The sequence below is a fragment of the Pseudomonas sp. genome (genome assembly GCF_037994325.1).
GTDB lineage: Bacteria > Pseudomonadota > Gammaproteobacteria > Pseudomonadales > Pseudomonadaceae > Aquipseudomonas.
The window spans coordinates 1-8734 of sequence record NZ_JBBNAH010000353.1 but is presented as its reverse complement, the minus strand read 5'-3'; the positions used below and the strand labels follow the sequence as shown (position 1 = coordinate 8734).

At 58.3% G+C, this 8734-nt stretch carries 9 protein-coding genes and 1 pseudogene; 5 read left to right on the top strand and 5 right to left on the bottom strand.

Translation table 11 applies throughout. From position 1 onward, the window contains the following. From AAAB16_RS12080 to AAAB16_RS12070, 3 genes and pseudogenes are all read right to left on the bottom strand, one after another. A pseudogene (locus AAAB16_RS12080) lies at positions 1 to 224 on the bottom strand (elongation factor P); the annotation flags it as partial. A gap of 46 nt (positions 225 to 270) precedes the next feature. Continuing rightward, positions 271 to 1398 (bottom strand): elongation factor P maturation arginine rhamnosyltransferase EarP, encoded by a 1128-nt coding sequence (gene earP / locus AAAB16_RS12075; protein ID WP_340663536.1) that lies wholly within the window; start codon positions 1396 to 1398, stop codon positions 271 to 273. Positions 1399 to 1558: 160 nt separating this feature from the next. Continuing rightward, on the bottom strand, positions 1559 to 1768 hold the full coding sequence (locus tag AAAB16_RS12070) for a hypothetical protein (RefSeq protein WP_340663535.1): 210 nt from the start codon (positions 1766 to 1768) through the stop codon (positions 1559 to 1561). A 236-nt stretch (positions 1769 to 2004) separates the two neighbouring features. Here AAAB16_RS12070 and queD point away from each other — a divergent pair, with 236 nt between their 5' ends. Then, on the top strand, positions 2005 to 2361 hold the full coding sequence (gene queD, locus AAAB16_RS12065) for a 6-carboxytetrahydropterin synthase QueD (protein ID WP_110617600.1): 357 nt from the start codon (positions 2005 to 2007) through the stop codon (positions 2359 to 2361). Between the two features lie 64 nt (positions 2362 to 2425). On the opposite strand, the gene AAAB16_RS12060 is transcribed toward queD, so the two are convergent. Continuing rightward, entirely contained in the window at positions 2426 to 3586 is a 1161-nt protein-coding gene (locus AAAB16_RS12060; protein WP_340663534.1) for a diguanylate cyclase, read from the bottom strand. 217 nt (positions 3587 to 3803) lie between these two features. Here AAAB16_RS12060 and AAAB16_RS12055 point away from each other — a divergent pair, with 217 nt between their 5' ends. Beyond that, positions 3804 to 5258, top strand: coding sequence for a TrkH family potassium uptake protein (locus tag AAAB16_RS12055; RefSeq protein WP_340663533.1), 1455 nt, complete (start codon positions 3804 to 3806; stop codon positions 5256 to 5258). Positions 5259 to 5332: 74 nt separating this feature from the next. Here AAAB16_RS12055 and AAAB16_RS12050 read toward each other — a convergent pair whose 3' ends face one another. After that, positions 5333 to 6334: an AraC family transcriptional regulator gene (locus tag AAAB16_RS12050; RefSeq protein ID WP_340663532.1), complete on the bottom strand. Its 1002-nt coding sequence runs from the start codon at positions 6332 to 6334 to the stop codon at positions 5333 to 5335. Between the two features lie 152 nt (positions 6335 to 6486). On the opposite strand from AAAB16_RS12050, the gene AAAB16_RS12045 reads away from it, so the two are divergent. The 3 genes from AAAB16_RS12045 to AAAB16_RS12035 form a co-directional block, all read left to right on the top strand. Next, positions 6487 to 6804, top strand: a complete 318-nt coding sequence (locus tag AAAB16_RS12045; protein ID WP_340663531.1) for an Mpo1-like protein — start codon at positions 6487 to 6489, stop codon at positions 6802 to 6804. Positions 6805 to 6859: 55 nt separating this feature from the next. After that, complete coding sequence (locus AAAB16_RS12040) at positions 6860 to 7444, top strand: HD domain-containing protein (RefSeq protein WP_340663530.1); 585 nt, start codon at positions 6860 to 6862, stop codon at positions 7442 to 7444. Between the two features lie 181 nt (positions 7445 to 7625). Beyond that, positions 7626 to 8734, top strand: a 1109-nt coding sequence (locus AAAB16_RS12035) for an adenylate/guanylate cyclase domain-containing protein (protein WP_340663529.1), incomplete at its 3' end; no start/stop codon positions are given.

Sequence of the window (8734 nt, the reverse complement as noted above, 5' to 3'; positions counted from 1 at the left end):
AAGTAGGAGTAAGTCACGTTGACGCGATCCAGAATAACTGGCTCAAGCTTGTCATCGGCTTTGTAAACGGTTTCAGTCGAAGAACCGGTCAACAAGTTCTTCAGTTTCATTTTAACGATGGCGCTGTTACGACCGGATTTAGTGAATTCGGCCTTCTGGATAAGCCAAGGTTGGCCGTCGATCAGGGCCACACTGTTGGGCTTCATTTCTTGTGCGGTTTTCATACGAGTATCCGAATTTGGATGGAGGTACAGAATTCTAGGCCGCGTATCATAGCCAATTTCGGTAAAACTGTACCAGCGCCGTCGCAAGATCGACCTGAGAAGCCCATTTTAGAGCGGTTTTCTCGGCATGCTTGGCCAGTTCCGCGCGCCAGGCTTGCAGGTTTTGCCAGCGTTCGGCGATGCCCTCCCCGGTATTCCACGCCATCCAGAATTCGCTCAACGCTGCGTGTGCCGGCGCGGGCAAGTCTTGCTGATACAGCGTCAGAAAGGCCTGCAGTTTTTCCAGATGGGCATCATCGGCTTGCTTATAGATGTGCCACACCAACGGTCGGCCAGCCCACAATGCACGGACAAACGAATCTTCACCGCGCACCGCATTAAAGTCACAGCACCACAGCAGGCGGTCGTAATCTTGCTGCGAAACAAAGGGCAAAATCTGCACGCGCAAGCTGCCGCGTTCGTGCACATGCCCCGCCGCCAACTGCTCCACACCCAACCAGCGCTGCACATCAGCCAAAACCCGGCCCTCGGGCACCAGTAAATGGCTGGGCTGGGCGGCGCCGGCCAAGGCGTCAAACCACTCCGGCAAGCCAGAATTTTCGTAGGCGAATAAGGAAATCAGCTGCGCATCGGGCTGCGACTCAACGCCCAGCGAACGCAAAAACACCTGCCGCGCCAATGGGTTTTGCTGCAAGGCATCGCGCTCTACAAGCAAATTGCCCTCGCGCAGTAAGCCACCGGTTTTCCCAGTAAAGCCTGGGAAAAAGAAGAACTTCTGTAAGCCGTTGGACTGCATCGATGGCAGGCCATGGCAACCTTGCACCCAGTCTTCCGCGCTCAGGTATTCCAGGTTCAGCCACAACGAAGGACGCGCTCGCGCCGCCATGGCGCTGATATAAGCCGGCGGCAACGTGCAGGCAAAAGCTTCAATTACTACGTCGGGCGCCGCCACGGGTTTCCAGTCGATGGGCCACTGGCACACCTCTACGCCCTGCTCCACCTGCTGGTTTTGGCTGGCGTGCGCCTGTGGGCAAATGCGCGCGAAGGCACCGAGGTCATCCACCCACAGGCGCACCGTGCAGCCGTGTTCGGCCACCAGTTGCCGGGCCAGGCGCCAGGTCACGCCGATGTCGCCAAAGTTGTCGACGACGCTACAAAAAATGTCCCACTTCACACTGAGGCTTCCAGAAAAGATGGCCGCAGTTTACCTACAAAACTCGCAGGCAAAAGAAAGCCCGCGATTAACGCGGGCAAAGGGTTGTGCGGAGCAGCACAGGGAAAAAAACAGGCAACCGGGGAGTTGCCAAGTACGCCAGGGGAGGAGCGTGAAAATGTTAGGCAGCGAGCGCGTGAGCGGGCTTGCTGCGCAATAAAGATTCAAAGGTCCAGAGGGTTTTGCTCGCCGCCGCCACTTCGTATGAAGTGAACGGCCCGGAGCGCTGCACACCGTCGACCATCACGTACCAGCAAGCCAGGTGACCGTTGGCGCGTAACGCCGCCGGAACTGCGCTGCCAACTACAGACATGATGTTGATGTGTGCCATATCCACCTCCAGAACTCGGTATGGGGGCTACCTTACTGGCCACCCTGGGGTCGGCGGAAATCAGTAGGGTCGATAGTGGCTATGCCTGAAGTAGATTGGGGCGGAAGTTTATTGCCCGCACGCAACGTGGTGACTCTTTTCTGACCCGAAAGACAACGCACCTCGGGCAAAGCGTGGGTTGAGCTGGTAGACTCGCCGGCTGTTTTTTAGCCACCGTCTTTTCAGAGCGTTACGCCGTGGAACTGTTTAAAGAGTTTATCTTCGAAGCCGCACACCGCCTGCCCCACGTGCCTGCCGGGCATAAATGCGGGCGCCTGCATGGTCACTCGTTTCGGGTGGCGATTTATATCGAGGGTGAGGTGGACCCTTACACCGGCTGGATTCGCGATTTCTCCGAGATCAAGGCGATCTTCAAGCCGCTGTATGAACAGTTGGATCACAACTATTTGAACGATATTCCTGGTCTGGAAAACCCGACCAGTGAGGTATTGAGCAAATGGATTTGGCAACAGCTCAAACCGTTACTGCCAGAGCTATCGCGGGTGCGCATTCATGAAACCTGCACCAGCGGCTGCGAGTATCGCGGGGATTAACTTCCGTACTCCCGCGTAGCTCCCATTGTTCTGGGTCCCCGCCTGCGCGGGGACGACGGTTGGGTTAGGCCACTACCTGATTGCGCCCAAACGCTTTGGCTTCGTACAACGCTCGGTCCGCGCGTTCGTAAAGCTGGGCCATATCCCTTTCTTCGGCAGGCAGTAGACAGGCCACGCCAATCGACATGGTCACCATACGCGCCGTTGTTGAGCGCTCATGCTGAATGCCGAGCTTCTCCAACGCCTCGCGCAATACCTCTGCCCGTTCGCGCGCCTGCGCATCGGTGATGTCGTAGAGCAGCACGGCAAACTCCTCGCCGCCCAAGCGCACCGACATATCCAACGGCCGCCGCGCCGCATCAGCCAGTACCGTGCCGACGCGCTGCAGCACGTTGTCGCCGGCTTGGTGGCCGTAGCAGTCGTTGTAGGCTTTGAAATGGTCGATGTCACACAGCAGCAACGCCAGCGACTGGCGTTCGCGCTGCGCCTGGCGCCACAAGCGCTCCAACTGACGGTTAAAGCTGCGGCGGTTGTGCAGGCCGGTAAGGCTGTCGTGGTCGGCCAATACGCGCATCAGCCGGCTAACCAGAAAATGCTCGCGTGATTTGAACTCCAGCAGGTAACAGCCCACCGCGCCCATCAGGTTGCCAAACAAGAGAAACAGCACATTGTTGATCAAGCGTGGGATCGGCAGCCCGGCCAGCACCTCAAGAAGTACGTAGGCCAACAGCACCAGTAACGAGCTGAAGACCGCTTCAGACAAGCGTAAGCCAACCAGAAAGTAGGCGGCCATGCACACCAGCAGCAGGCCTTCGTAGGGGTAAGTGGGGTCTACCGTATGGGCGATGGCTACCACCGCTGCCGCGCCCAACCCCAAGCCGCCGATACAGGTCAGGCTTAGCGGCACCAGCAGGTGCACGTGTTTGCGCTGCAAAATCAAAAAGGCGCAAATCATCAACATCGCCAGCACGCACAGGCGCACGGCGAGCATCCACCACAGTTGCGGACCTTCGATCAGCGAGAAGTCCAGTACGGCAAAAGCCAGCCACAGCACCATGCCAACGCTCAAGGCGATGCGCTTGAGGTCAAAGCTGTCTTCATTCATGTACTGGCGGTATTCAGCTTCCAACGGCCGCACGAAACGCAGCAGGCGAAAGCCTAAGGACAGTTGGTCGGCATAAGGATTGGGGCGGACATCGTCCAGCCAGGTGTGATGGAGCGTCACCCGTTACCTCTTCTATTTTTTCTACTTTGTGGGGAGGCTTTTTGACACCTTAGCCGCTGCTAGTTCGGCCCACAAGCCCGGCGATTTTATGGCGCCAATCTGCCGTCAGCCTGCGAGCATGGCCAAAACCTGCCACGCAGACAAACTGAGAAACCGCGCGCGCGGCTCGGGGCGTTATCGCTAGAATGTGCGACTGTCTTTTCTAGAGCCTGTCTGCATGGTCTCACCGACGCTGCGCACCATTGGTTACATCAACGGCATTTTTCTCATCACCCTGGCTATCAGCATGGTGGTGCCGGTGGTCACCCTACTGATCTTTAACCGCGCATCCGAGATCAACACCTTCCTCTGGTCCAGCCTGATTACCTTTCTCGGCGGGCTGGCCCTGGTGCTGCCCGGCAAGCCTGAACATGTGCACTTGCGCCCGCGGGATATGTACATGCTCACCGTCAGCAGCTGGATTGCCGTGTGCATCTTTGCCGCGCTGCCGTTTTTGCTGACCCAGCACATCAGCTACACCGACTCTTTTTTCGAAAGCATGTCCGGCATCACCGCCACCGGCTCAACGGTGCTCAGCGGGCTGGACAGCATGTCTCCCGGTATTTTGATCTGGCGCTCGCTCCTGCACTGGCTCGGGGGCATCGGCTTTATCGGTATGGCGGTGGCGATTCTGCCGCTACTGCGTATTGGTGGCATGCGCCTGTTCCAAACCGAGTCTTCGGACCGTTCGGAAAAAGTGATGCCGCGCTCCCATATGGTGGCCAAATACATCGCCCTGGCGTACACCGGCATTACCCTGCTCGGCACCGTGGCGTTATGGCTGGCGGGCATGAGCTGGTTTGATGCGATCAACCACGCCATGTCGGCGATTTCCACCGGTGGTTTTTCCACGTCCGATGCCTCCCTGGCGCACTGGCGACAACCTGCCGTGCACTGGGTGGCGGTGGTGTTGATGATCCTCGGCAGCCTGCCGTTTGCCCTCTACGTAGCCACCTTGCGCGGCAATCGCCGGGCGTTGCTGCGCGATGAACAGGTGCGTGGCTTCTTCGGCCTGTTACTCGCCACCTGGCTGGTGATGACCCTCTGGTACTGGGCCACCACCGACCTGCCCTGGTACGACGCCCTGCGCCATGTGGCGGTGAACGTGACCTCGGTGGTGACCACCACCGGCTTTGCCCTGGGCGACTACAGCCTGTGGGGCAACTTTTCGCTGATGATCTTTTTCTACCTAGGCTTTATCGGCGGCTGCTCCGGCTCCACGGCCGGCGGCATCAAGATTTTCCGCTTTCAGGTCGCCTATATCCTGCTGCGCGCCAACCTGCACCAACTGATTCACCCACGCGCCGTGATCAAACAAAACTACAACGGCCACCGCCTCGACGAAGACGTAGTGCGCTCGATTCTGACCTTCTCGTTTTTCTTCGGCATCACCATCTGCGGCATTGCCCTGGGCCTGTCGCTAATGGGACTGGACTGGATCACCGCGCTGACCGGCGCCGCCAGCACGGTGTCGGGCGTGGGGCCGGGGTTGGGCGAAGTGATTGGCCCGGCGGGTAACTTCGCCAGCTTGCCGGATGGGGCCAAGTGGCTGTTGTCGTTGGGCATGCTGCTTGGACGGCTGGAAATCATCACCGTACTGGTGCTGTGTGTTCCGGCGTTTTGGCGGCATTAACGAGCAGAACGATTCGGCCAATGTTGGGCTTCGCCTGCGGCTCAACCCAACCTACGACCTTCAGCAAATGCGCTTCACATCTGCGCGCGGTACTCGCCCGGCGTGCTGTCAAACCAGCGGCGAAACGCGCGGAAGAAATTGCTGGGGTCGGCAAAGCCCAATAGGTAGGCAATCTCCAATAACGTCAGCTCGGGCTGGGCCAGGTATTGCACCGCCAGCTCGCGTCGGGTGTCGTCCAAGAGCTGTTGAAAGCTGGTGCCCTCCTCCTGTAACCGCCGTTGCAAGGTGCGCTGTGACAGGTGCAGCGCTTGAGCCACGGTGTCGCGTTTGGGCTCGCCCTGCGGCAGCAGGCGACACAGCAGTTGCCTGGCCTGGTGGGTCATACGGCTTTCGGAAAAGCGCGCCAGGTATTCCCCGGCAAAGCGATCATGTAACTGCGCCAACGCCGGGTTGGCGCTGGGGATTGGTGCATCCAGGTCAGCCCGTTCAAACACCAGGGCATAGTGCTCGGCATTAAATTGCAGCGGCGCTTGGAACACGTGCTGATACGGCTGCAGATCGGCAGGCGGCTCGCCCTGGAAGGACACTTTCAGTGGGCGCAGTTCCTTGCCGGTAATCCAGCGGCAGAAGGCCAAGGTGTAAGCCAGCGACGCCTCGGCACTTTGCCGCGCGGGAATCAGGCGGTCGCCATGAATGGCCAAGGTCAGCGCATACCCTTCGGGCAGCGGGCGGAAGTTCAGGTCGGCGCCTTCGGCAATAATCCGTTGAAAACGCACCAGGCGGGTGAAGGCTTCCTTCAAGGTACGGCTAGACATGCAGGCATAGCCGACCACATGAAACGACGCCGGACGCACCACCTTGGCCAGGTTCAGGCCAATAGCGGGGTTGCCGGAAAGCTGCACGGCGCGGCCCCATACGCGGGTCATGCCGTCTTGGGAAAAGCGTGCATCGGGGTCGCTTAGCGCGTCGTAGTCCAGGCCCAATTCGCTAAACAACTGGCGACAATCCACGCCGCCCATTTCCAGGCCATTGACGATGGCCAGCACCCAACTCGAAGAAGTCGTTCGTTCGCTCATGGAGGCGTTCTTGTTCTAGTCACGGGAAACCGCAAAAAGCGCGGCGAGCGCAAGGATACTAAAGTGGCGCCCTTTGTCACTGGCCCACGAAGACACTCAGCCTACACTTCAATGCACCTTGCCCTACAGACGAAAACAACAGGAGGTGTGCCATGGGCACGCAAACCGCCGAACGTTTTACCAGCTTTGCCCAGTTCTACCCCTACTACCTGCAAGAGCACAGCAACCCGGTATGCCGCCGTTTGCACTACGTGGGCAGTCTGTTGGTGCTGAGCATTCTTGGCTATGCGCTGGTTACCCAACAGTGGTTGTGGCTGCTGGCGATGCCGTTGGCCGGTTATGGCTTTGCCTGGGTGGGGCATTTCATTTTCGAAAAAAACCGCCCCGCCACCTTCGACTATCCCTTCTACAGCCTGGCCGGCGATTGGGTGATGCTGAAGGATGCGTTTACCGGAAGAATTAAGTTCTAAAACCAAAACAACAACAAAAACGAGTTGCCCTCGAGCAGCCAGACGGAGAACCCTGATGAACGCCCACGCCCGCTTTACCCATATGCAGGACGGCACTGCCGAAGACTGGGCGATCATTGCCCAAGACTTTATGGCCTTCGCCAAGCAACTGCCCGACCGGGTGATGACCCACCTTAAGCTGCTTGACGGCGACTTCGGCGGTTTTCCGGTGGACCGCTTGACCCACTCGCTGCAAACCGCCACCCGCGCCCACCGCGACGGCCGTGACGAGGAATATGTGGTCTGCGCGCTACTGCACGACATTGGCGACACCCTCGGCACCTTTAACCACCCGGATATTGCCGCCGCCATGCTTAAACCGTTCGTGAGCGAAGAAAACCACTGGATCGTCGAGAAACACGGCATTTTTCAGGGCTACTACTTCTTCCATCACCTGGGCATGGACCGCATGCTGCGCGAGCAATTCAAGGACCATCCGCAGTACCACGCGACCATCGAGTTCTGCGCCAAGTACGACGCCGCTGCGTTTGATCCAGCGTATGAACACCTGCCGCTGGAGTACTTCGAACCGATGCTGCGCCGGGTTTTCGCCCAGCCGAAAAACTCGGTTTATAAGGCCGCCACCGAGCAGGCAATCTGAAACCATAGTGCCATCACTGAACCGCCGGAGCCCCTGGTTCCGGCCTTTCGGCGGGTGCTATTGGCGCTATAACTTTTGCTGGTTATGATCCCCAACCAATCAAAAGCATGGCCTCTGTTTTGCAGAGTGCGAAGGCGTCCTACAGAGACGTCAGAAAACCAGCAGGGATCGTGTCAGCGCCATGAAGTCAGCCAGTATCGAGCGTCCGATTGACTTACCTTCTTTACCCCTGCGTGAGTACTACTCACGGGTCTTGGCCTATATCGCCATGGCCGCCAGCATCGCGGCGGGTACCTTTGTTCAGTACTTTGGCTACAACATCCTCTGGATGGTGCCTTACGCCCTGCTCTATCCCCACTTGGCCCACCACCTGAGCCAACGCTTCAAAAACGATCATCCGCGGCAAACCAACCTGGTGCTTCTGTTTATCGACGCCGTGCACAGCGGTGCGGCCATCGCCTTGCTTGGTTTTTCCGTAGTACCGAGTTTGATGATTGTGCTGACCCTGGTGTTTAGCGCCTTGATCATTGGCGGTTTGCGCTTCTTGGGCCTGGCCCTGCTGATTACCGTCAGCGCCATGGTGCTGACCAGCGTGGTGATTCAGCCGGAACTCAAGGCCACCACACCGACCTTAGTGGCACTGATCAGCGTGTTATTCAGCACGTTGTATATCTGTATCACCGCCTACTTTGTTCACCAGCAAGGCCTGCGTCTGGACATCGCCCGTGGCGAGATCAAGCGCGAACAAGAGAAAGCCGCCCGCCTGGCACGTAACCTGGCCAAATACCTGTCGCCACAGGGGTGGGAGTCGATTTTCAGCGGCAAAAAAGCCGTGCGCCTGGAAACCCAGCGTAAAAAGCTCACGGTGTTCTTTTCCGACATCAAAGGCTTTACCGAGCTTTCCGAAGAGCTCGAAGCCGAAGCGCTGACCGACCTGCTCAACACCTACCTCAACGAAATGTCGAAGATCACCCTCAAGTACGGTGGCACCATCGACAAGTTTATTGGCGACTGTGTAATGGTGTTCTTCGGCGACCCCTCCAGCCAGGGCGCCAAGAAAGACGCGGTGAATGCCGTGTCCATGGCCATTGCCATGCGCAAACATATGAAAGTGCTACGCCAACAATGGCGTGCTCAAGGCATTACCAAGCCGCTGGAAATCCGCATGGGCTTAAACACCGGCTACTGCACCGTGGGCAACTTCGGCGCCGATACGCGCATGGACTACACCATCATCGGCCGCGACGTAAACCTCGCCAGCCGCTTGGAAAGCGCTGCCGAATCCGGGGA